Annotated in this window: 19 protein-coding genes; 17 read left to right on the forward strand and 2 right to left on the reverse strand. The window is 44.9% G+C overall.

Annotated elements, in window-relative coordinates:
- Positions 1-39: 39 nt before the first annotated feature.
- From gltB to FXV78_RS09360, 6 genes are all read left to right on the forward strand, one after another.
- On the forward strand, positions 40-4,590 hold the full coding sequence (gene gltB / locus FXV78_RS09335; protein ID WP_004841413.1) for a glutamate synthase large subunit: 4,551 nt from the start codon (positions 40-42) through the stop codon (positions 4,588-4,590).
- Positions 4,591-4,595: 5 nt separating this feature from the next.
- A complete protein-coding gene (locus FXV78_RS09340) occupies positions 4,596-6,080 on the forward strand; it encodes a glutamate synthase subunit beta (RefSeq protein ID WP_004841416.1) in 1,485 nt (494 codons plus the stop codon).
- Positions 6,081-6,126: 46 nt separating this feature from the next.
- On the forward strand, positions 6,127-7,452 hold the full coding sequence (locus FXV78_RS09345; protein WP_004841418.1) for a glutamine synthetase family protein: 1,326 nt from the start codon (positions 6,127-6,129) through the stop codon (positions 7,450-7,452).
- A 21-nt stretch (positions 7,453-7,473) separates the two neighbouring features.
- On the forward strand, positions 7,474-8,025 hold the full coding sequence (locus FXV78_RS09350) for an ANTAR domain-containing response regulator (protein ID WP_004841420.1): 552 nt from the start codon (positions 7,474-7,476) through the stop codon (positions 8,023-8,025).
- A gap of 24 nt (positions 8,026-8,049) precedes the next feature.
- On the forward strand, positions 8,050-9,255 hold the full coding sequence (locus tag FXV78_RS09355) for an LL-diaminopimelate aminotransferase (protein WP_004841421.1): 1,206 nt from the start codon (positions 8,050-8,052) through the stop codon (positions 9,253-9,255).
- 142 nt (positions 9,256-9,397) lie between these two features.
- Entirely contained in the window at positions 9,398-10,129 is a 732-nt protein-coding gene (locus FXV78_RS09360; protein WP_004841423.1) for a GTP pyrophosphokinase, read from the forward strand.
- A 36-nt stretch (positions 10,130-10,165) separates the two neighbouring features.
- Here FXV78_RS09360 and FXV78_RS09365 read toward each other — a convergent pair whose 3' ends face one another.
- On the reverse strand, positions 10,166-11,347 hold the full coding sequence (locus tag FXV78_RS09365) for an MFS transporter (RefSeq protein WP_023924202.1): 1,182 nt from the start codon (positions 11,345-11,347) through the stop codon (positions 10,166-10,168).
- Positions 11,348-11,464: 117 nt separating this feature from the next.
- Between FXV78_RS09365 and FXV78_RS09370 the strand changes: the two genes are divergently transcribed.
- The 10 genes from FXV78_RS09370 to FXV78_RS09415 all read left to right on the forward strand — a co-directional run bounded on the left by FXV78_RS09370 (position 11,465) and on the right by FXV78_RS09415 (position 20,823).
- On the forward strand, positions 11,465-12,361 hold the full coding sequence (locus tag FXV78_RS09370) for an AraC family transcriptional regulator (RefSeq protein WP_004841427.1): 897 nt from the start codon (positions 11,465-11,467) through the stop codon (positions 12,359-12,361).
- Between the two features lie 284 nt (positions 12,362-12,645).
- Positions 12,646-13,074, forward strand: a complete 429-nt coding sequence (locus tag FXV78_RS09375) for a PTS sugar transporter subunit IIA (RefSeq protein ID WP_004841429.1) — start codon at positions 12,646-12,648, stop codon at positions 13,072-13,074.
- Between the two features lie 17 nt (positions 13,075-13,091).
- On the forward strand, positions 13,092-14,309 hold the full coding sequence (locus tag FXV78_RS09380; RefSeq protein WP_004841431.1) for a glycoside hydrolase family 88 protein: 1,218 nt from the start codon (positions 13,092-13,094) through the stop codon (positions 14,307-14,309).
- A 34-nt stretch (positions 14,310-14,343) separates the two neighbouring features.
- Entirely contained in the window at positions 14,344-14,838 is a 495-nt protein-coding gene (locus FXV78_RS09385; RefSeq protein WP_004841433.1) for a PTS sugar transporter subunit IIB, read from the forward strand.
- 28 nt (positions 14,839-14,866) lie between these two features.
- A complete protein-coding gene (locus tag FXV78_RS09390; RefSeq protein ID WP_004841436.1) occupies positions 14,867-15,661 on the forward strand; it encodes a PTS mannose/fructose/sorbose/N-acetylgalactosamine transporter subunit IIC in 795 nt (264 codons plus the stop codon).
- On the forward strand, positions 15,651-16,457 hold the full coding sequence (locus FXV78_RS09395; protein WP_004841440.1) for a PTS system mannose/fructose/sorbose family transporter subunit IID: 807 nt from the start codon (positions 15,651-15,653) through the stop codon (positions 16,455-16,457). Before FXV78_RS09390 ends, FXV78_RS09395 begins: the two co-directional genes overlap by 11 nt.
- 82 nt (positions 16,458-16,539) lie before the next feature.
- Positions 16,540-18,528 carry a heparinase II/III family protein gene (locus FXV78_RS09400; RefSeq protein WP_004841442.1) on the forward strand — a complete coding sequence of 663 codons (1,989 nt, stop codon included), beginning with the start codon at positions 16,540-16,542 and terminating at the stop codon, positions 18,526-18,528.
- Between the two features lie 24 nt (positions 18,529-18,552).
- Positions 18,553-19,560: a LacI family DNA-binding transcriptional regulator gene (locus FXV78_RS09405; protein ID WP_004841443.1), complete on the forward strand. Its 1,008-nt coding sequence runs from the start codon at positions 18,553-18,555 to the stop codon at positions 19,558-19,560.
- A gap of 17 nt (positions 19,561-19,577) precedes the next feature.
- Positions 19,578-20,360, forward strand: a complete 783-nt coding sequence (locus FXV78_RS09410) for a DUF7402 domain-containing protein (protein WP_004841444.1) — start codon at positions 19,578-19,580, stop codon at positions 20,358-20,360.
- Positions 20,361-20,376: 16 nt separating this feature from the next.
- Positions 20,377-20,823 (forward strand): GNAT family N-acetyltransferase, encoded by a 447-nt coding sequence (locus FXV78_RS09415; RefSeq protein WP_023924205.1) that lies wholly within the window; start codon positions 20,377-20,379, stop codon positions 20,821-20,823.
- Between the two features lie 57 nt (positions 20,824-20,880).
- On the opposite strand, the gene FXV78_RS09420 is transcribed toward FXV78_RS09415, so the two are convergent.
- On the reverse strand, positions 20,881-22,122 hold the full coding sequence (locus tag FXV78_RS09420) for an AraC family transcriptional regulator (protein ID WP_004841449.1): 1,242 nt from the start codon (positions 22,120-22,122) through the stop codon (positions 20,881-20,883).
- 140 nt (positions 22,123-22,262) lie between these two features.
- Here FXV78_RS09420 and FXV78_RS09425 point away from each other — a divergent pair, with 140 nt between their 5' ends.
- Positions 22,263-24,530, forward strand: coding sequence for a glycoside hydrolase family 2 protein (locus FXV78_RS09425; protein WP_023924208.1), 2,268 nt, complete (start codon positions 22,263-22,265; stop codon positions 24,528-24,530).
- Positions 24,531-24,536: the final 6 nt, after the last annotated feature.

Here is a 24,536-nt window from a genome sequence, read left to right on the forward strand (position 1 = left end):
GGTGTGAACAGAAAAATAAACAGAGAGGAATAGGATAGAATGAAAAATTACATGGAACAAGAGACAAAAAGTCTGTATCGGGAACAATTTGAGCATGATAACTGTGGAATCGGCGCGGTAGTAAACAGCAAAGGGATCAAAAGCCACAAAACCGTGGAAAACGCGCTGAAGATTGTAGAAAACCTGGAACACAGAGCGGGAAAGGATGCCGAAGGGAAAACCGGAGATGGTGTCGGAATTCTGCTTCAGATCTCTCATAAGTTTTTTCAGAAGGTCTGTAAAGAGCTGGGGATCAGCCTGGGAGAAGAAAGAGAGTACGGGATCGCGCAGTTTTTCTTCCCGCAGGAAGAATTACAGCGCAATCAGGCAAAGAAGATGTTTGAGATCATTGTAGAAAAAGAAGGGCTGGAACTTCTTGGATTTCGTGAGGTTCCGGTGCATCCGGAGGTGCTGGGAGAAAAGGCAAGAAGTTGTATGCCGCACATTGTTCAGGCATTCATCAAAAAGCCGGAGCATGTGGAGAAAGGACTGGAGTTCGAGAGGAAGCTTTATATTGCCCGCCGGGTGTTTGAGCAGAGTAATGACAACACCTATGTGGTATCCATGTCCAGCAGAACGATCGTATACAAAGGAATGTTTTTAGTGGGACAGCTTCGGACATTTTTTGCGGATCTTCAGGATTCGGATTATGAGTCTGCGATCGCACTGGTACATTCCCGTTTCAGTACGAATACAAATCCAAGCTGGGAGAGAGCGCATCCGAACCGTTTTATGGTACACAATGGAGAGATCAATACGATCCGCGGAAATGCAGACAAGATGCTGGCAAGAGAGGAAACTATGGAATCCGGTGCCTTGAAAGGAGAGCTTCACAAGATTCTTCCGGTTGTAGATACCAGAGGATCTGACTCTTCCATGCTGGATAACACGCTGGAATTCCTGGTGATGAGCGGAATGGAGCTTCCGCTGGCGATGATGATCGCAATTCCGGAGCCATGGAGCAAAAATGCCACACTTTCTCAGGATGTCAGGGATTTTTATCAGTACTATGCGACTATGATGGAGCCATGGGACGGTCCTGCTTCCATCGTGTTCTCAGACGGAGATATCATGGGAGCGGTTCTGGATCGAAACGGTCTGCGTCCGTCCCGTTATTATGTGATGAAAAACGGAGATTTGATCCTGGCTTCCGAAGTCGGAGTTCTGGATGTGCCGGAGGAAGAGGTCGTGTTAAAAGAACGTCTCCATCCGGGAAAAATGCTGTTGGTCGATACAGTAAAAGGCAAAATATATCAGGACGAAGAGCTGAAGGAAATGTATACAGCAAAGCAGCCTTACGGAGAATGGCTGGACAGCAATCTGGTGGAACTCAAAGACTTGAAAATTCCGAATATGCGTGTAGAAGAGTACGAGCCGGTAAAGAGAAAACAGCTTCAGAAAGCATTTGGATACACATACGAAGAATATCGCAATTCAATTCGGAACATGGCATTAAACGGAGGCGAATCCATTGCGGCAATGGGTGTGGACACACCGCTTGCAGTGCTTTCTGATAAGAGACGTCCGCTGTTTGATTATTTTAAACAGCTCTTTGCGCAGGTGACCAATCCGCCGATCGATGCGATCCGTGAGGAAATCGTGACCTGTACGACTGTCTATGCAGGAAAACAGGGAAATCTTCTGGAAGAAAAAGAAGAAAACTGCCGGGTATTAAAGATCAACAATCCGATCCTGACAAATACAGATATGTTGAAGATCAAAAAAATGAAAAAAGAAGGATTCCGGGTTGCAGTTGTTCCGATTACTTATTATAAAAGCACGAAGCTGGAGAGAGCTCTGGAGCGCCTGTTCGTGGAAGTTGACAAGGCATATAAAGACGGAGCAGACATTCTGGTACTGTCTGACCGGGATGTGGATGAAAACCATATGGCGATCCCGTCTCTTCTGGCAGTTTCTGCAGTGCATCAGCATCTGGTGGCAACGAAGAAACAGACCTCACTTTCTCTGATCCTGGAGTCGGGAGAACCAAGGGAGGTTCATCACTTTGCGACACTGCTCGGATATGGAGCGTGCGCAGTGAATCCGTATCTTGCATTGGATACGATCCATGAGCTGATCGAAGAGGAGATGCTGGACAAGGACTACTATGCGGCAGTGGAGGATTATACACTGGCGATCCTGCACGGAATCGTGAAGATTTCATCCAAGATGGGAATTTCCACGATCCAGTCTTATCAGGGAGCGAAGATCTTTGAAGCGATTGGAATTTCAAAAGAAGTGACAGACAAATATTTCGCAGGTACAGTCAGCCGTGTGGGCGGTATCACCATGGAGGATATCGAGAAGCAGGTAGATGAATACCATACAAAAGCATTTGATCCGCTGGGACTGACAACGAATCTGGCGCTGGAGAGTATGGGAAAACACAAGAGACGTGCAGATGGTGAAGAACACCGCTATAATCCGGAGACGATCCATTTGCTGCAGCAGGCGACCTGGACCGGGAATTATGAATTGTTTAAAGAGTATACGAAAAAGATCGATGCAGAGGAGACGGGATATCTGAGAAGCCTCATGGATTTTGCCTATGCAGAAAAAGAGATTCCGCTGGATGAAGTGGAGAGTGTGGAAGATATTGTGAAGCGATTTAAGACAGGAGCCATGTCCTACGGATCCATTTCACAGGAAGCGCATGAGACACTGGCAATCGCGATGAATCATCTGCATGGAAAATCCAACTCCGGAGAAGGCGGAGAGAGTGACGAGCGCCTGGATTCCGCAAATACAGAAACAGACAGATGTTCTGCCATCAAACAGGTTGCATCCGGAAGATTTGGTGTGACAAGCCGTTATCTGGTCAGCGCAAAGGAAATCCAGATTAAACTGGCACAGGGCGCGAAACCGGGTGAAGGAGGTCATCTGCCGGGGAAAAAGGTGTATCCGTGGGTGGCAAAGACAAGACATTCCACACCGGGAGTGAGTCTGATTTCTCCGCCGCCGCATCACGACATTTATTCGATCGAAGATCTGGCACAGTTGATCTATGATTTGAAAAATGCAAATAAATACTCCAGAATCTCTGTGAAACTGGTATCAGAAGCAGGCGTCGGAACCGTAGCAGCAGGTGTGGCAAAAGCAGGAGCACAGGTAATTCTGATTTCCGGTTACGACGGCGGTACCGGTGCTGCTCCGGAAAGTTCCATCCACAATGCGGGACTTCCGTGGGAACTTGGTCTGGCTGAGACTCATCAGACACTGATCCAGAACGGACTGCGTGAACGTGTGAAGATCGAAACAGACGGAAAACTGATGAGCGGAAGAGATGTGGCGATCGCGGCACTTCTGGGAGCGGAAGAATTCGGATTTGCGACAGCTCCGCTTGTAACGCTTGGCTGTGTGATGATGCGCGTATGTAATTTGGATACCTGTCCGGTGGGAATTGCTACACAGAATCCGGAACTTCGCAAACGTTTCCAGGGAAAACCGGAGTATGTAGAGAACTTCATGCGGTTTGTTGCCCAGGAGCTCAGAGAATATATGGCGAAACTCGGAGTTCGTACGGTAGATGAGATGGTAGGAAGAACAGACCTCTTAAAGAGAAATGAAACGAAGCATTCCCGGATGGCAGACAAGATGGATCTGGGTGAGATTCTGTATCATCCGGCAAAAGAAAATGTGACATTTAAAGAAGGAAAAGCCTATGACTTCCAGCTGGAAAAAACACTGGATGAGAGAGTTCTGTTAAAGAAACTGAAAACTGCGGTAGAAAAAGGAAACAAAGCAGTTCTGGAAACAGAGGTGAAAAATATCGACCGTTCTGCAGGTACGATCCTCGGCGCGGAGATTACCCGTTTCCACAAAGAAGGACTGCCGGAAGATACCATTGTTGTAAACTGCAAGGGAGTCGGCGGACAGAGCTTCGGAGCATTTATTCCGAAGGGACTGACCATGACACTCTGCGGAGATACCAACGACTATTATGGAAAAGGACTTTCCGGTGGAAAACTGGTTGTATATCCGCCGAAGAACAGAGGATATAAAGCCGAGGAAAATATCATTGTCGGAAACGTGGCGCTTTACGGTGCAACGGCAGGAAAAGTGTTCATCAACGGTGTTGCAGGAGAGCGTTTCGCAGTCCGCAATTCCGGAGCGTATGCCGTTGTAGAAGGGGTAGGTGAGCACGGATGTGAATATATGACCGGCGGACGTGTGGCAGTGCTTGGAAAAACAGGAAAGAACTTTGCTGCGGGAATGAGCGGAGGAATCGCCTACGTTCTGGATGAAAACAGTCATCTTTACCGCAATCTGAACAAGGCCATGATCGCAATTGAAAAAGTGGAGAACAAATATGACATCCAGGAGCTTCGCGCAATGATCGAGGAGCATGTGGAAAATACAGGTTCTGCGCGCGGAAAAGAGATTCTTGCCGACTTTGATGCGTATCTGCAGAAATTTAAAAAGATTATTCCTCATGATTATAAGAAGATGATCGCACTGGCTTCCAAGTGGGAAGAACGGGGAATGAGCAGCGAACAGGCACAGATGGAAGCCTTTAATGAGAGTTTTCAGATGAAAGAAAGTGAGGTATAGAAACAATGGGAAAACCAACAGGATTTTTAGATTACGAAAGAAAAAATACAAAGGCAGAAACACCGCTTCAGAGAATCCGTCATTTTCATGAGTTTAAAACTTCACTGCCTGTAAAAGAACAACAGAAACAGGGCGGACGCTGCATGGACTGCGGCGTGCCGTTCTGCCAGAACGGCAGCCTGCTCGCAGGCATGACATCCGGATGTCCGCTTCACAATCTGGTGCCGGAGACCAATGATCTGATCTATCGCGGGAACTGGAAACAGGCATATGAGCGTCTCGAAAAGACACATTGTTTTCCGGAATTTACCGGAAGAGTCTGCCCGGCGCTCTGTGAGGCGGCATGTACCTGTGCCTTGAACGGAGATCCGGTGGCAATTAAGGACAACGAGAAAATGATCATTGAACATGCATTCCAGAACGGATGGGTGACAGCACAGCCGCCGAAGGTGCGTACCGGAAAGACGGTGGCAGTGATCGGAAGTGGACCGGCAGGTCTTGCTGCGGCATTACTGCTCAACCGAAGAGGGCATCAGGTGACTGTATTTGAGCGAAGCGACAGAATCGGAGGACTTCTGTGCTATGGAATTCCGAATATGAAACTGGAAAAAGACATTGTAGAGAGAAGAGTCCGGCTGATGAAAGAAGAAGGCGTTCTTTTTAAAACCGGAGTGAATGTAGGAAAAGATGTGACTGCAGCAGAGCTTCAAAAACAGTTCGACCGGGTGATCTTAGCCTGCGGAGCATCGAATCCGAGAGATATCGAGGTGCCGGGAAGAGACAGTAAAAATATTTATTTTGCTGTGGATTTCCTGTCTTCGGTAACAAAGAGTCTCCTGGATCAGGATCTGAAAGAGGGCACTTTTATCCCGGCAAAAGGGAAACATGTGCTGGTGATTGGAGGCGGTGATACAGGAAATGACTGCGTGGGGACCGCGATCCGACTGGGGGCCAAATCGGTTACACAGCTGGAGATGATGCCCAAGCCTTCCAAAGAGAGAACAAAGTCCAATCCATGGCCGCAGTGGCCGCGCACGGAGAAGACGGACTATGGTCAGGAAGAGGCCATTGCAGTCTTTGGAAAAGATCCGAGAATGTATCAGACAACGGTAAAGGAATTCCAGAAGGACAAAAACGGAAATGTCAAAAAAGCAGTTCTGGTCAGCCTGGAGCCTCAAAAAGATAAAAAGACAGGCAGAATGCAGATGGTTCCCGTTCCGGGCAGTGAAAAAGTGGTGGATGCTAATCTGGTACTGATCGCCGCAGGGTTTACGGGCAGCCAGAAATATGTAACAGATGCATTTGGGGTATCTGTAGATGCAAGAACAAATGTAGCGACAAAAGAAGAAACGTATGAGACCAATGTACCGGGGGTATTTGCAGCAGGAGATGTGCGCAGAGGTCAGTCGCTGGTCGTATGGGCGATCCAGGAAGGAAAACAGGCTGCAAAAGCAGTCGATTATTCTTTGATGGGGTATACAAATCTGTAAGAGAGAAATATAATAGGATCATAGTGTAAGACAAGGAGAGGATGTTATGGAGAAGTATAGAAAAACAGAAATTCTGCAGATCGTGGAGGAAGAAGGCGTTGAGTTTATCCGTCTGCAGTTTACGGATATGTTCGGAACCTTGAAAAATGTCGCAGTTCCGGTCAGCTGCCTGGAAAAAGCAATGGATGACCGCTGCACGATCGACCTGGCTTCTTTGAACGGATTTGCAAAAGAAGAGGAGACAGAGTTGTATCTCAAGCCGGATTTTTCTACGTTTACCATACTGCCATGGCGTCCTCAGAATGGAAAAGTTGCCCGTTTTCTGTGTGATGTATGCACAGAGGATGGCAGCGAATACGAACTGAGCCCGCGGCTGATCCTGAAACGGGCACTGGAAAAAGCAGAAAAACAGGGCTATACACTGGAAGTGAATCCGGAGTGTGAATTTTTCCTGTTCCATACAGATGACGATGGAATGCCGACTACCGTTTCGCACGAAAGAGCAGGGTATCTGGATACGTCGCCGATCGATCTGGGCGAGAATACAAGAAGGGACATTATTCTGACACTGGAGGAGATGGGATATCAGATTACATCTTCTCATCATGAGATTGCGCCGGCACAGCATGAGATCGACTTTGCGTTTGAAGATGCGCTTTCCACTGCAGATAAGGTGATGACATTTAAAATGGCAGTCCGTACGATTGCAAAGCGCTACGGTCTTCATGCCACATTTATGCCGAAACCACGGCAGGATGTAAATGGTTCCGGTCTGCATCTGCACATGCGGCTTCTTAAGAACGGCAGAAATGTGTTTACCGGTGAAAACGGTGAATTGAGCACAGACGGCGAAGCATTTCTGGCGGGAATTCTGGGACATGTTGTGGGGATGACAGCAGTGTTTAATCCATTGGTCAATTCTTATAAGCGTCTGGTTCCGGGATTTGAGGCACCTTCCGATGTGACCTGGTCCAGAACACAGAGAAATGCGCTGCTCCATGTCAGAAAACGCAGAGGAGAAGGCGTGGATCTGGAACTGAGAAGTCCGGATTGTGCGGCAAATCCATATCTGCTTCTGGCACTTTGTCTGGAAGCAGGACTGGATGGAATCAGGAAACAGCAGAAAGCGCCAAAGGAACTGACAGAAGATATCTGCAGACTGTCCGATGAGGAGAAAAAGCAACGAAAAATTCAGAGCCTTCCGGAAAATCTGGGAGTGGCACTGGATGCAATGGGGCAGGATCTGTTGGTGCGGGAAGTGCTTGGAGAATCCTATGTTGCGGAATATCAGAAAATGAAACGCCGAGAATGGAAAAACTATCTGGAACAGGTAACAAAGTGGGAACTGGAGCAGTATCTGTATCTGGTTTAAGAAAATCAATGGAGGCCGCAGATGGGAGTCATCGTTGTCGTATTACCAAAGCTTGAGAATGCGAAAAAAGTGAAGAAAATACTGCTTGAACACGGATTTCAGACGGTGTTTGCGTGTTCTTCTGCTTCTTCGGCTCTTCAGATGGTTGGTGAATATTCGTATGGTCTTGTCATCAGCGGGTACCGGATGCCGGATATGTATTATCTGGATCTGGTAGATTGCCTGCCGCGGGATTTTGAATCCATTCTGTTAGGATCCGAGGAGACGGTGGCACAAGTCGGTGCAGGGATTTTATCCCTGACCATGCCGATCAAAGCCTATGATCTGGTCAATACCGCAGATATGGTGCTTCGTCAGCTGGAGCGGCGGATCAAAAAGAAAACCCGGACACCCAAAAAACGGAGTGAGAAGGAACAGAATTATATCCGTAATGCAAAATTTCTGTTGATGGAGAGAAACTATCTGACAGAGGAGGAAGCTCACAAATATCTGCAGAAATGCAGTATGGATAATGGAACCAATATGGTGGAGACAGCACAGATGATCCTGACGCTGCTGTTTGATGAGACATAACTGGAAAATAGTGAGGAAAATAGAATGCCGAATTTAAATGAAAATTATTTGAAACTGCAGGAAAATTATCTTTTTTCGGAGATTGCACACCGTGTTGCTGCGTATACGAAGCAGCATCCGGAAAAAAATGTGATACGTCTGGGAATCGGAGATGTCACACGTCCTCTGTGTCAGTGTGCCGGAGAGGCACTTCTTGAAGGGGCAAAAGAGATGATGTCTGCGGATACGTTTAAAGGATATGGCCCGGAGCAAGGGTATGAAGATATCAGAAAAGCCATTGTGGACTATTACAAAAGAAGTGGTGTAGAGATCGATGCGTCTGCCGTATTTGTGTCAGACGGGGCAAAGAGTGATACAGGAAATATCACGGATCTGTTTGCACACGACAATGTGATCCTGATCCCGACACCGGTTTATCCTGTCTATGTGGACTCCAATGTTATGTGCGGAAATAAAGTGGAGTATATTGAGGGAAATGCAGACAATGACTTCCTTCCGATGCCGGACTGGGATCAGCATGCGGATATCATTTATATCTGTTCGCCAAACAATCCGACCGGCGCATGCTATAACAAAAGCCAGTTAAAAGAGTGGGTGGATTATGCGCTGAAGAATCAGGCAGTGATCCTTTTTGATGCGGCTTATGAGGCGTTTGTGTCTGATCCGGAACTTCCGAGAAGTATCTATGCCGTAGAAGGGGCAAAACAGTGCGCGATTGAGTTCTGTTCACTTTCCAAAACAGCGGGATTTACCGGAACCAGATGTGGATATACGATCGTTCCGCAGGAACTGGTATTTACAGCGTCCGCAGGAGAAGAGATGTCGCTCAATGCCATGTGGAACAGACGTCAGTGCACAAAATACAATGGTACTTCCTATATTGTACAGAAAGCGGCAGCGGCAGTGTTCAGTGAGGAAGGTATCCATCAGTGTCAGGAGAATCTGGAATACTACAGGGAGAATGCGCGTGTCATTACAGATACACTTTCAGATCTTGGCATCCGGTTTTATGGAGGGGTACATTCCCCGTATGTCTGGTTTGAATGCCCGAAGGACATGGATTCCTGGACGTTTTTTGACTATCTGCTGCATGAGATCCAGGTAGTCGGAACGCCCGGAGCCGGATTTGGAGAGAATGGAAAACGCTATTTCCGTCTGACTTCATTTGGTACTTACGAGAATACAGTAGAGGCAATGACGCGCTTCCAGGATCTTCTGGAAACAAAATAAAAAACGGAAGTTAGTATTCTCTGATAGGAAAAGTTTTCTTTCTTAAAAAAACATGAAGTTTATGACAGTAAGAGCCAAATATGGTATACTAATAGAGACTAAGTGAGAAGGGAGATTTTCCAAGTTGAGAGGAGAACACCAGATGGAAGACGCGATCAAGAATTATGAAGACGTGGACAGTTGGAAGACCGTCATTTTCTTATATAATGCAGCAATGAAAGAGGTAGGGACGAAGCTGGAAATCCTCAATGATGAGTTTCAGCACGTACATAAATATAACCCGATTGAGCATATCAAGACAAGGATCAAGACGCCGGAGAGTATCGTAAAAAAGCTCAAACGATACGGCTATGAGACTTCAATTGAGAATATGCTCCGCTATATCAATGACATTGCAGGCGTACGGCTGATCTGTTCATTTACTTCCGATATTTACCGCCTGGCGGAGATGATCGGGAATCAAAGTGACTTAAAAGTGCTGGCAATTAAGGATTACATCAAAAAGCCGAAAGAGAGCGGATATAAGAGTTACCATATGCTGGTTTCCGTGCCGATCTTTCTGTCGGACAGTGTGGTAGATACCAAGGTAGAGATTCAGATCCGCACCATTGCGATGGATTTCTGGGCCAGTCTTGAGCACAAGATCTATTATAAGTTTGAAGGTGACGCACCGGATTATATCAGTCGTGAGCTGCAGGAGTGTGCGCAGATGGTGTCCGAGCTGGATGATAAGATGCTCTCTCTGAATGAGGCAATACAGGCATGTCTGGAAGTGGAGAATACGCCGGTACCTGTTGAGCTGGTAAAGGAGAATCAGGAACAGGAGAAGAAGCAGGAAGATATCGTAGAGCATATTTTGGGAAAAGAATCGTGATAGAAAAACAGCCGTGGCTGCCATGAAAAGTGGCAGCTACGGCTGTTTTTTTTGAGTCTGCTTTAAGATTTTTTCGTGCATTACGAACATAAGAACCAAGATGAAAAGCAGATATACCGGGAATAAGGCTGGGCTGATCGTATTTACGATCCATCCGAATACAGGCGGCATAAGGCAGGTTCCGATATAGGCAGACGCCATTTGTACGCCGATCATTGCCTGGGATCGATGTGCACCGAAATGCTCCGGTGTGGAGTGGATGATGCACGGATAAACCGGGGCGCATCCAAGTCCGATAAAAAGCAGTCCTAAAAGGGCAGTTACTTCTCCGATCGGTAATAGCAACAATATGATACCTGATAATATCACACATTGTCCCAGCCGTATCATCTGAGTGTCATTGAGTTTTAGGGTTAAAAATCCGCTGAGTGCCCTTCCTGCAGTGATTCCAATGAAAAACAGGCTGGCAAATCCGGCGGCAGTTTCAGAAGTCAGCCCCCAGTGTAAAACCAGATAGCTGCTGCCCCAAAGTCCGGTTGTCTGTTCCAGAGCACAGTAACAGAAAAACGTGATCATAATTTCTTTTGCACCTGAAATCCGAACAATCTGAGAGAGAGAAAGCGCCTGTTCGTGATATGACGCAGCAGTATGACTGCTTTTGGTAGGAACAGTTGGCTTTTTCCAAAGGGGTAGGCTGAACAGCAGTACGGCCGTCAGCAGGATCTGAAGAATGGAAATATAGCGGTATCCCATATTCCAGCTGTGTCCGTTTGATAATGCGTATCCCATAATATAGGGACCAAGGGAAGCTCCGACTCCCCACATACAATGCAGCCAGCTCATATGGCGGCTTGTATAATGAAGCGCAACATAATTGTTGAGTGCCGCATCTACGCATCCGGCACCGAGACCATAAGGAACGGCCCACAGACAAAGCGCGATAAATGTATGGCTTGTGGAAAATCCGAATAGTGCAGCTGCAGTCATGAAAACACTGACAGCGGTGATCTTTCCTGCACCGAAACGTTTAGTCAGACGGTCGCTTAGCAGGCTGGAGATGATGGTTCCGACTGCAATGATCATGGAAATCCCGCCGGCATAGGAAACAGGTACAGAAAATTCACGATACATCGTGGGCCAGGCTGAGCCTAAAAGAGAATCCGGCAATCCAAGACTAATAAATGCCAGATAAATAACAGCTAACAATAGTTGAAACATATATAACCTCCTGCTTGAATGTTCTTGTGTAATAATATCGACATAGCAAGCTTGATACAACTTAATTTCCGACATATAATATAAAAAAAACGCCAAGTTTGAAAAGGAGATGTGAATATGGCACTGCAGGAGTGCAGATTGAATCTGAATCAGAAATTAAAAGAACTCCGGCCGCATGGAACGCTGGAATTTCCATGTGCGGGGTATTCTTCATACTATACAGGGCGGCAGGAGGACAGCATTCCGTGGCACTGGCATGAAGAGATTGAGATGGTATATGTTGCAGAAGGCAGGTTGGAATTAAAAATACCATCGGAATCGTTTTATGTTGAAACAGGAGATGCGTTTGTAATCAATTCCAATGTGCTCCACTATGCGATCGCTGCGGATTATTGTAAACTACATTCTCTGGTGTTTCATCCTACGCTTATTTTAGGAAATGAAGATTCGGTTTTTGCAAAAAAGTATGTACGTCCGCTCGTATCCTGTCACGCATTTTCCGGCTGTGCGGTTTCCCGGTTTGAGAATGCACATGTGATTCAGTGGTTTTGCAGTGCGTTTGACGCGATCGTACAGGAACCTCCGGGATTTGAATTTGTCGTTAGGGAGAATTTATCTAGAGTTTGTTTTTTCCTGACAGAAAAATTTAAAGATGAGCTGGAGGTACCGGAGACACTTCAAAGTCAGGACAATTTGCGGATACGAAAAATGTTGGAGTATATCCAGAGATATTATTTTGATGATATTAAGCTGGCGGATATTGCGAAGGCGGCAGACATCGGAGAAAGAGAATGTTTGCGCTGTTTTCAGAAGACAATACAGCTTTCGCCCATCCAGTATGTTTTGAAGTACAGGATCATACGGGGAGCGGAAATGCTTTTGCATAATCCGGAAAACAGCATTTCTGAAATAGCAACTGCCTGTGGTTTTGAAAGTCCCAGTAATTTTTCTAAGATATTCAAACGGTTTTATAAGTGTACGCCGAGAGAGTATCGGAAAAAAGAAAATGATTAGTAAACAAAAATATGGTTTACTAAAATTAAAAATACATTTTGGTAAACTGAGGTAAAAAGTAAACTATATATAATATTTATGAAGTGGGTTTTAGAACCCGCTTTTATATGCATAATACACAAAAAATATATCAATAATTCGTTAATAAATTACAAAAACAAGAAAAGTGTACAAGAAATATTTGACTTTAGGTAAAACTGGTTTATAATCAAGTTATAGTTAACCGGTTACTAAAAGCGAGATGAGTAAGACAGAAGAAAAAGGAAGGAAAAGGAGAAAGGCAAATGATAGGAATTATCGTTGCGGGACATGGAAATTTTCCGACAGGGATCATGAGCGCAGTAAGCCTCATTGCAGGAAATCCTGAGCATATAAAGGCGGTAGATTTTGTGAAGGGAATGTCCTCACAGGAATTAAAACAGAAGTTAGAAGAGCAGATGGAGGCGCTGGGGACTTCTGAGATCCTGGTCATGACAGATCTGTTGGGAGGAACCCCGTTTAATGTGGCATCCGGCATCAAAACAGAGAGTGGAAAAAGTATCAAAGTGCTGGCAGGAACGAACCTGGCTATGGCAGTGGAAGCAATCTTTTCTAGAGAGCTGATGGGATTGGAAGAACTGGCAGAAATTATCAGGCAGAGCGCAAAAGATGGTGTGGAGGACTTTGACAGTCTTGGAAATGATGATGAGATGATATTTGAAGACGGTGTCTGATCGCAAAGAGGGAAATCATGATTAAGAAGATAAATATTGAAGAGATTAAAAAACGAGAAGAGTTTTTGTACGGTAAACTGTTAACACGCAAAGAGGTAGAATATGCGCTGGAAGAGGCAAAGGCTTCTGTAAAAAGAAACATGGAGTATCTGAATGGAAAGTTTCCGTTTTCAGCAGCCTATAATTCTGAGCCGTTTCCATCAGAACGGGACGGAATGTACCCGATTACAGAAAATGTAGAGTGGACGACGGGATTCTGGACAGGACTAATCTGGCTGATGTATGACTGGAGCAGGGAGGAATGTTTTAAAGAACTCGGAATGGCAGATGTAAGATCGTTTAAAGAACGTGTAGAAAAACGGATCGATCTGAACCATCATGATCTTGGATTTCTGTACTCTCCATCCTGTGTGGCAGCATATCAGCTCTGCCAGTCCGAGGAAGGAAAGCAGGCAGCGCTTCAGGCAGCGGATATTCTGATGGAGCGTTACCGGGAAAACGGACATTTCATTCAGGCATGGGGAAATGTAGGAGATCCGAAGGACTACCGTCTGATCATTGACTGTATGCTGAACATTCCACTGTTATACTGGAAGAGCAGAGTGACAGGGGATGAGCGGTATGAAAAGGCGGCAAGAGAACATTTTATTACCTCCTGTAACAATGTAGTGAGGGATGATGCATCCGCTTATCACACATTTTATTTTGATCCGGAGACAGGAGAACCTGTTAAAGGAGTCACACGTCAGGGATATTCTGATGATTCGGCATGGGCAAGAGGTCAGGCGTGGGGAATCTACGGAATCGCATTGAACTACAGAAATTCCAATATTGGGGAAGCGTTTGATCTGTTCAAGGGAATGACAAATTATTTCCTCAACCGACTTCCACAGGATAATGTATGCTACTGGGATTTGATTTTCGGAGACGGTTCCGGACAGTCCAGGGATTCTTCGGCAGCGGCAGTCGCAGTATGCGGAATGCAGGAGATGTGTAAATATCTGCCGGAGACAGATGAGGATAAGGAGGTTTATAAGTATGCAATGCATACGATCCTGCGTTCGCTGATTGAAAATTATGCCAACCATTCTCATAAACCGGGAGAGGCGCTTCTTTTACATGGAGTCTATTCCTGGCATTCCGGCAAAGGGATCGATGTAGGAAATATCTGGGGAGACTATTATTATGTAGAAGCTCTGGTACGGTTTTTGAAAGACTGGAAGGTATGGTGGTAAAATACCGATTTTTATTTATGGGAGGAAAAGAAAGATGACAGACAAACCAAATATCGCAGCGCTGCGTATTGATGAGCGTCTTGTCCACGGACAGGGACAGCTCTGGATCAAAACATTAGGAGTCAACACTGTGATCGTTGCGAATGACGAGGCGGCAAATGATCCGATTCAGCAGACACTGATGAAAACAGTAATTCCGAAAACGATTGCAATGAGATTTTTCACAGTTCAGCATACCTGTGATGTGATTTATAAGGCTTCTCCGAAACAGGTCATGTTCATCATCTGTAAGTCGGCAGAAGATGCACTGAAGCTGGTAGAGGGAGGTGTTCCGGTGACAGAGATCAATGTGGGAAATATCCACAGAGCACCGGGAAAACAGGAGATCAGCCCATACATTGCACTTGGGGAAGAAGACAGGGATGCGCTCCGAACTCTGAAAGAGAAATACAACGTTACATTCAATACAAAATCAACACCAACGGGTGCGGATACAGCATCCAATGTTGATATTACAAAATATTTATAGGAACGAATATCTATAAGGAGGAAGAGAAATGGAAATTACAATTGTACAGGCCGTTTTGATCGGACTTTGGACAGGTGTCTGCCTTAGTGGTATGCTTTTGGGAATTTACACGAACCGTTGTCTGATCATGGCTACCGGAGTAGGTTTGATTTTAGGAGATCTGCCGACAGGACTGGCAATGGGGGCAGTCGGAGAGCTGGCATTTATGGGATTCGGAGTATCTCAGGGAGGAAGTGTACCGCCGAACCCGATGGGGCCTGGAATCATAGGAAGTATTATGGCGATCACAATGAAAGGCGCAGGAGTAGATGTTGCGACAGCCCTTGCATTATCGTTCCCGTTTGCGGTTGCATTCCAGTTTGTAATCACACTTGTTTACACAGCAATGGCAGGTGTCAGCGCCACAGCGACAAAAGCGCTGGAAAACAAACAGTTTAAAAAATTCAGACTCTGCTGCAATCTCACCGTTTGGGTTTTCCTCGTGCTTGGCTTTGTGATCGGATTTGCAGGTGCAATGAGTGCAGAAGGTCTGGAGAAAGTGATCAGTCTGATTCCAACATGGCTGAATACGGGGCTGAGTGTAGCAGGAGCAATGCTTCCGGCAATTGGATTTGCCATGATCTTAAATGTAATGGCAAAGAAAGAACTGATCCCATTTGTACTGCTTGGATATTGTGCGATCGCATACTTTAAGCTGCCGATCATCGGTGTTGCGATCCTTGGAACAACAGTTGCACTTTTGGTTCATTTCTATACAGGAAAAGGAAACAAATCAGGTACAGAAACAGAAGAAGTGGAGGTTGAATTTGAAGATGGCATCTAATAAATTACAGAAAAAAGATTATACAAGAGCATCGCTGAGAGCATACTTCCTTCAGAATGGTATGAACTACAGTAACTATCAGGGACTTGGATATGCCAACATGCTGTATCCGGGACTGCGCAAGATTTATGACGATGATGATCAGTTAAGAGATGCACTGAAAGAAAATGTGGAATTCTTCAATACAAACCCAAGTATGGTACCATTCATCGGAAACCTTCATCTTGCGATGCTTGATGGCGGAGCCAATGCAAAAGAAGTAAAATCCATTAAAATGGCATTGATGGGACCAATGGCAGGAATCGGAGATTCATTGTCTCAGTTCTGTCTGGCACCGCTGTTTGCGACAATCGGTGCGTCGCTTGCACAGGATGGACTGATCCTGGGACCGGCGATTTTCTTCCTTGGAATGAATATCACGCTTCTGATCATCAAATTATTGATGGGTAACTGGGGACATAAGCTTGGGGCAAGTATCATTGAAAAGCTGAGCAGCTATATGGAACAGATTTCCACAATCGCAGGAATGATCGGTGTTACGGTAATCTCCGGTCTGGCAGTTAATTTTGTGAAGATTTCTACGAAGCTGCAGTATGTGGCACAGGTTTCGGAGACAGAAGAGAAAATCATTTCTCTGCAGGAGATGTTGGATGCGATGCTTCCTAATATGCTTGCTGTATTGTATACCGGCTTGATGTTCTATCTGATCAAAAAGAAAAAATGGAGTACATACAAACTGGTTATCTTTACGATTATCGTGGGAATCCTTCTTTCTGTGATCGGTATACTTGGATAAAATAGAAAATGTATTGAGGATGTGGGATGTTTAGCGGAAATAAACATCCCATAACTGGTTTTACGAAACGGGAGATATAGATATGGGTTCACAGATAGAACAATTAAAAAATAGAGCGAAGGAATATGCAAAAGCATATCATGAAAAAGAAGTAAAGCGGAGTGTACACAAAGGAGAAATGGAAGAAATTCTGCGCCAGGCAGACTGGCTGATGGAACAAAAATTTTGCTTTTGTGACCGTTGGGATATGGAGCCATGCAGTACGGTATATGAAGTTTCACCGTTTTCCTGGGATGCCTGCCCGAACGGAGATCCGGAATGGATATATATGCTCAACAGGCAAGAGTATCTGAAAAAAATGCTTATGGCATACTGGTACACCGGACAGGAGCGGTATGTGGAAGGGATGAAGCAGTATATTCTGCACTGGGTAAGGCAAAACACGAAGGAAACATTCGGCTCTCTGATGACAAGGACGATCGACACCGGAATCCGGTGCGCATCCTGGACACCATTGCTTCTGCATCTTCTTGCCAAGGAGCACATCAAAGAAGAGGAACTGTTTGAAATTTTAGAAAGTATGGAACAGCAGTTTTTATATCTGTACCAAAGCTATGTGCCGAAATACCGGCAGAGCAACTGGGGTGTTTTACAGACGACTTCGATTCTGCAGAATGCGGCATGGTTTGGAGAATGTTTCTGTCTGGAAGAGATGAAACGGATCGCAGAGTGGGCAAAGGATGAGCTGCTTTATCAGCTGGAATCTCAGATTTATGGGGACGGCTCTCATTGGGAGCAGTCCATGATGTACCATATTGAAGTGCTTAATTCCGTAACGACAATGCTGGTGTTCAGAAAAAGAGCGGGTGTGGAGACTTCGAAAAGAATTGAGGAAATCCTGTATGGAATGTACGATTATGTGATGCATGCGGCGGGGCCGGATCATTTTCAGATTGCGCAGGGAGACAGTGATGTGACGGACATCCGGGATGTGATGACAAGAGGCGCCATGCTGTTTGAAGAGAGCGCATTTAAATATGCGGGATATGAGGAGCCGGATCTGGAGAGCATATGGTGTTTTGGAATGGAGCAGAAAGAGCAGTATCTGAAACTGAAATCAAAACAGCCGGAAACATTGAACGGTCTTTATACAGACAGCGGAAACTTTTATTACAGAAGCGGTTGGGAGATAGACAGCAACTATACGTATCTTCATAATGGGCCGCTTGGAAGCTCCCATGGACATTCGGAATTGACACATATATGTAATTATTACAAAGGAAAAGCGTTTCTGACAGACAGCGGCCGATATTCTTATATAGAAGGAGAACTGAGAAACCGTTTGAAATCTCCGGAGGCACATAATGTTTCTGTGATTAAAGGCTGTCCGATGGGAGTGCCGGACGGTTCCTGGAGTTACGCATATTTTGCAGACAGTCTGAACAATTACTGCAAAACGATTGAGGGGATCCACTATGCAGAGATGCCGTATGTGATGCAAAATAAACAAAAAGAGCCTGCATACTGCTGCAGAAGGATTCTAATCTTTCCGGAGGGAATCTGGCTGCTCAGTGATGACCTTCGTATGGCGGGAACGCAGGAAAGTACCATGTATTTCCATCTGGCACCGGAGGTGATTGTAAAGGAACAAAAAGAGCGGGAAGTTCTTCTTGAAAATGAAGATGTCAGGCTGATCCTTGGAGCAGAGTATCCTTTGGAGCAAAGGCAGGAGATTTTGTCCAGAATTTATAACGAAAATGAGGAGCATACAGTTTTTCAGGCAAAAACCAACTGGGAAAATGAAGGAGTATGTACAGCATGGATGCACCCGGAGAATGCAGAATTAAAAGATACGGTGATCATACAGGCAGAAGGGAAACAGGTGGCTACATCTGTGGTGGCAAAGGAAGTGTGGATTTCAGGTGAACTGTCCTATGTGGTTATTATGCGTACGCATGAAAATTACCGTGGTCGGAAAGTTTTCCTATACCAGAATTGTGGCTTTTATGGTAAAGTAGTTATATTGAAGAAAACAGAAGAAGGGTTTGAAGTACTCCGCTTCCGGGCGTAGAACGAAAATAAGGTGGGAAACAAGATGAAAAAACTGACCATTAATGAAATTGCAGAAATGGTAGGAGTTTCGAAGACAACGATTTCTTTTTATTTGAACGGAAAAACGAATAAAATGTCAGATGAGACACAGAAAAAGATCCAGCAGGTCATTGAAGAGACCGGTTACACGCCAAGCGCTGCGACCAGAACAGTAAAGGCAAGCGATGACTGTATCGGCGTGATTCTTGGAGATGTGTCCAAACCATTTGCGGCAAAGGCACTGAAAGGAATTGAAGAAGAAGCACATGAGGCCGGATATCAGGTGATCGTGGGAAGTAACGAGATGTCATTTGCCAAAGAAAAAGAATATGTTGAGCATATGCTGAAAATGGGAGTGTCCGGTTTTATCATACAGGCAACATACAGGTTTGGAATTTTGGCAATGGAATTGGAAAAAAAGAATAAAAAGGTCGTATATCTGGATATTCCACCTTATGATTCACAGGGAGTAAGAGTTTTGGGAGACAATTATCAATGCGTATATGATGCAATCAGTCAATGCATTGAGAGAGGATATGATCAGCTTCTGGTTGTTTCGGATGCCAATGAATCGGAGTATACCGGAATGGATAACCTGCGAGGCTTCAAGGATGCGGCAAACGATGCCGGAGTTTCATTTAAGACCTATTTTATAGAAGCGGAGACAACAAGAGAAGAGATTCATGATTATCTGGAACAGAATATCAGCGAGTATAAGAAAACACTGGTGTATGCTTCAGATGTGGAGGCGCTTCGAAAAGTGTATCTTGGGATTAAGTTATTTCCGGATTTTCAGTCATTGTTTCCAGAGCGTCTGGGGCTGATCGGATTTGATGTGACCGGATGGACAAAGATCGCAGTACCGGAAATCTCAGCAATCATGATCCCTGCTTATCAGGAAGGTCAGATTGCCTCCCGAAAACTGATTGAAATGATCGAGAGTAAAAACAGTATTTCGAATAAAAAAGTAATTATAAAAAATGCAGTGCGCTGGAGAGACAGTACGCTGTAGCAGGAGGATATTATAGAATGATACAGATCAAAGTATTAGATGCAGAAAAAAATATTGTTGCAGAAAATGGTGGGCAGGAGGAAGTGAACCTGACGCTGAGAAGAGAGTATCAGGAGGGCGACACCATTGTATTTGAAATTGGTGGAGAGACAGGACATTATTGGATGCAGGTGGATGATGTGCTTGGAAAATCACTGGTGTATCTGACAGGCGATCAGACTTATGAGATTCCGTTTGAAGAAAAGAAGTTCAATCTTTCACCAAAGGCATTTACTGGAGAAAAACAGTTGCTTTGCCTTCGCAAGGCAAGACCTTATGAGATCAATATTTATCGCAATCTGGCAGAAAATGTCAACGATCAGCATGGAGATGTGAACTGTTATCCGCATGCATCTGCCAATGTAGAGACAAGAGGAGAGGCAGTATTTGCAGCAAAGAATGCAATTGACGGAGTGACGGCAAATCACGATCACGGAAAATGGCCGTTTGCTTCCTGGGGGATCAATCAGAGAGACGATGCCGAGATAAAACTGGAATTTGGTCGTGAAATCAGCACAGACCGGATTGTGCTTCATATAAGAGCAGATTTTCCGCATGACAACTGGTGGGTAAAAGGGACCGTAGAATTTTCAGATGGAAGCAGCATGGTGCTGGATCTGGAAAAAACAGACGGAGCACAGGAATTTACATTTTCAGAGAAGAAGATCAGCTGGCTCGTATTGAAGGATCTGATCAAAGCAGATGATCCGTCACCGTTCCCGGCGCTGACTCAGATTGAAGTATTCGGAACAGAGTGCTGATCTGGGAGAAGCAAAAATGGAGATCCGTGAGATAAATGAAAACAAAAAAGAATATCTGGAGCTTTTGCTTCTTGCCGATGAACAGGAAAGTATGATCGATCGCTATCTTGAGCGAGGTGAGATGTATGTCTTGTATGATGCAGGTGAGGTTCGGGCTGTCTGCGTTGTTACCCAAGAAAATGACCAGATTTTGGAATTGAAAAACCTGGCTGTGAAACCGCAATGCCAGCGTAGAGGATATGGCAGAAAAATGATCCAGTTTCTCTGTGAAAAATACAGAGGAAAGAAAGCAATTCTGCAGGTAGGGACCGGGGACAGCCCGGCAACCCTGCCTTTTTATGAGAGATGCGGATTCACACAATCACATCGGATCCCCGGATTTTTTGTGGATAACTACGACCATCCGATCATAGAGTGTGGAAAACAGTTGGTGGATATGGTGTATTTAAAACAATTTCTTTAATTTCTCAAAAAGGATACGCGTATCTTCTGTAAAACAAACATCTTCTCATTTTGGAATCTATAATTTTTTCTTCCCCTCTCTGTGCAGACCAGAGGCAGATTCCCGCCACGCTTTTGGAGTCATGCCACTGATTCGCTTGAACAGTCGGGTAAAGTAGTGGACGTCTCCGATTCCGCAGCGCAGTGCGATATCTTTGATCGGAACATCGGTATTGGCAAGCAGTGTTTTGGCATGGTCGATGCGGTAATGATTGACATAGTCTGTCAGAGAAGTTCCCATTTCTTTGGTGAACAATGTGGACAGATAACTTGCATTGACACCAAGATGCTGTGCCAGCGTGTTCAGAGTCAGATCGGCAGACAGATCCGTTTCCAGGTAGGCGACAACTTTCCGGATGATCGAGGAATGAATCTTGTGCTGATGTTCTTTGACGATCCGGCAGTATCCGAGTGCGATGGTCTGTTGTGCACGCAGGCATTGAGTTGCGGAAGTCAGACTTTCCAACATGGTTACATTGCAGTTGGAATAGGCGTCAATATGGATCGGATGTACACCAGCCTGCTCGGCTGCTTTTCGAAGTAATGTGTTCAGTGTGATGGTATAATTTTTCATATCTCTTAAATTATTGCTGATCCGTTGTGGAAGAAGCCGGGATTCAAATTTTGAAGTTATTTCCAGAGCCTGGCTTTCTCTGCCGGAAGTGACGGCATTGATCAGCATATTTTCTGCTTCATATCGTTTTTCAATCACATCGATATTTGAAAACGGATGTTCTTCATCCCGCAGACAATTCTTATAGGCGTTATTCCAATGATCAAAAAAATCAGTATTGGAATAGACGACTTCACAGGAATCCCCATAGAGCTTTTTTCCGAATTCCAGAAACAGGCTTTCGAACATGGCATAGGAGCCTAAAAAAGGAAGTTTCTGATAATAGGCCTGAATCGAGTTATGATAAGTATCTTTCAAAGGAAGGCTTGAAAACAATTCTTCAAAGCGGTTTCCCTGTATCTTTTCAAATACGACAGGACCGCAGTAAAATACTGTTTTTGTGCCGGGAAGCAGCAGAAAGACAAAGGTACACTGGAACAGGTCTGTATTGAAATAAATTTTTCCCGGTTTTAGTTTTTCAAACAGATCATTGAAAAATCTGGAAGTATTTTTTACGCCCAGAATATGGCGGAGCAGTCCCTGATCCAGATGATCCAGATCCTCACAGGGTAGCTCAAAGCGATAAACCGGGAGATAATTTGCCTCCAGTATCTTTTGTGTAAAATCGATCAATTCTTCGTATTTCATAAAGTCTCCTTTTTAAATCTGAAAATTGTGCAAAAAACTACAAAAATCATCACTGTTATTTTTCTCAAAACTTACATACAATAATCATACAACAAATATGTGAAAAAGCTAAGAAAAATGGAAAACAAAGGAGAATGGTTATGCGTAATGTGATAAGTTTAAACAAAAACTGGGCATTTATTCAGGAGAATGCAGGGCTTCCGGGAGAAATGCCGACAGACTGGCATAAGGTGGATCTTCCGCATACATGGAATGCAGTAGACGGACATGATGGGAACGGTAGTTATGACAGAGGTACTTACTGGTATGCGAAAACATTTGAAACACCAAAACAGCCCCTGGGAGGCGGAAAGGTCTATGTAGAAATTCTGGCAGCAGGTCAGCAGGCAACCGTGTATGTAAATGGAAAAGAAGTGACATATCACGAAGGCGGATATTCTACATTCCGTGCGGACATTACAGATGTGTGTCACGAAAAAGGGGACAATCTTTTGGTCATTGCATGCAGCAATGAAATGAAAGACAGTGTGTATCCGCAGTCTGCAGACTTTACATTTTATGGCGGGCTGTACAGAGGGGTAAATTTGATCAGTGTTCCGGATGCGCATTTTGATCTGGAGTATTACGGAGGACCGGGAATTCAGGTAACACCAAAACCGTGTGAATGTGGAGGCGCTGCATTTGAGATTGTTTCTTATGTGAAAGAGACAGATGAAAACTTTACCGTATTGTACGCTATCTGTGATGCAGAGGGAAATGAAGTGGCAAGTGCCTGCCGCCCGGCTGATGAAACTACAGTAACAGTGTATGTTCCGGATGCAAAACTCTGGGAGATTGATGCTCCGTACCTGTATACAGTAACTGCGAAGCTGCAGAGAAGAAATGAAACGTATGATGAGATTTCCGCACGTGTGGGTGTGCGCAGTTTTTCCTGTGATCCGAACAAAGGCTTTATCATCAATGGGGCAGAAACTCCGCTGCGCGGAGTGAGCCGCCATCAGGATATGCTCTATAAAGGAAATGCTCTTACAAAAGAGGATCATTACGAAGATGCAAGGCTCATCAAGGAGCTGGGGGCAAACACGATTCGTCTGGCACATTATCAGCATTCTCAGGATTTTTATGATGCCTGCGATGAGATGGGATTTGTAGTGTGGGCAGAGATTCCGTTTATCAGCGTGATGAACCAGGATCCGGATGCACATCAGAACTGTATCATCCAGTTGAAAGAGCTGATCATTCAGAATTACAATCATCCGTCAATTTGTTTCTGGGGTATTTCCAATGAGATTCTGATCGGAGGAATTTCAGAACAGTTAGTGGAAAATCACAAAGAACTGAATGCTCTTGCGAAAGAAATGGATCCAACCCGTCTGACGACGATCGCGCATGTGTCCATGACACCGATCGAAGGACCAATGCATGGGATTACAGATGTGGAAAGCTACAACCATTATTTCGGATGGTATGGCGGGAAAATGGAAGACAATGGTCCGTGGATGGACAACTTCCATAAAATTCATCCGGAAATCTGCCTTGGATTGTCGGAGTATGGATGTGAAGGAATCATCACGTATCACGGTCCGAACCCGGCATGCAAGGACTACAGTGAGGAATATCAGGCGCTGTACCATGAGCATATGGCAAAAATGCTGGAAGAACGTCCATGGATCTGGTCCAGCCATGTCTGGAACATGTTTGATTTCGGATGTGCAGCCAGAAACGAAGGCGGCGTAGCAGGACGAAACAATAAAGGTCTTATGACCATTGACAGAAAAGTGAAAAAAGACAGCTACTATATTTATCAGGCATACTGGAATAAAAAACCGATGGTACATCTCTGCGGAAAACGGTATGCACAGCGTGCGGGAGAAATGACACAGATTCGTGTATATTCCAACCAGCCGTCTGTTATACTATTCCTGAATGGAGAAAAAGTAGAAGAACTTTCCGCAGACAAAGTGTTTGTATTTACAGTGGCATTAAAAGACGGATTTAATATCATCACAGCACAGGCAGGTGAGGTTCAGGATACGATGACACTGGAAAAAGTAGAAAAAGAACCGGAAATCTATGTACTTCCGGAAGTGAATGAACGTGCTGAGGGTGTTGCCAACTGGTTCCAGACAGTCGGAGATATGGATTTAAAAGCGCCGATGGAATTCCCGGAGGGAAGATACAGTATCAAAGATACAATGGAAGAATTGGCAAAAAATCCGGAAGCAATGGAAATTGCTTCAAAAGCAGTAAAACTGATGGCAAATATGATCGTATCACCGGGGGAAGGCATGTGGGATATGATGAAGAGTATGTCTTTTGAAAGACTCAGTGAGATGGCTGGTGATCTGGCGCCGGAGGGATTTGTGGAAAGTGTCAATGCGAAATTGATTCAGATTAAAAAAGCATAACAATCT

This window comes from Mediterraneibacter gnavus ATCC 29149, from assembly GCF_008121495.1.
In the GTDB taxonomy this organism is placed as follows: domain Bacteria; phylum Bacillota; class Clostridia; order Lachnospirales; family Lachnospiraceae; genus Mediterraneibacter; species Mediterraneibacter gnavus.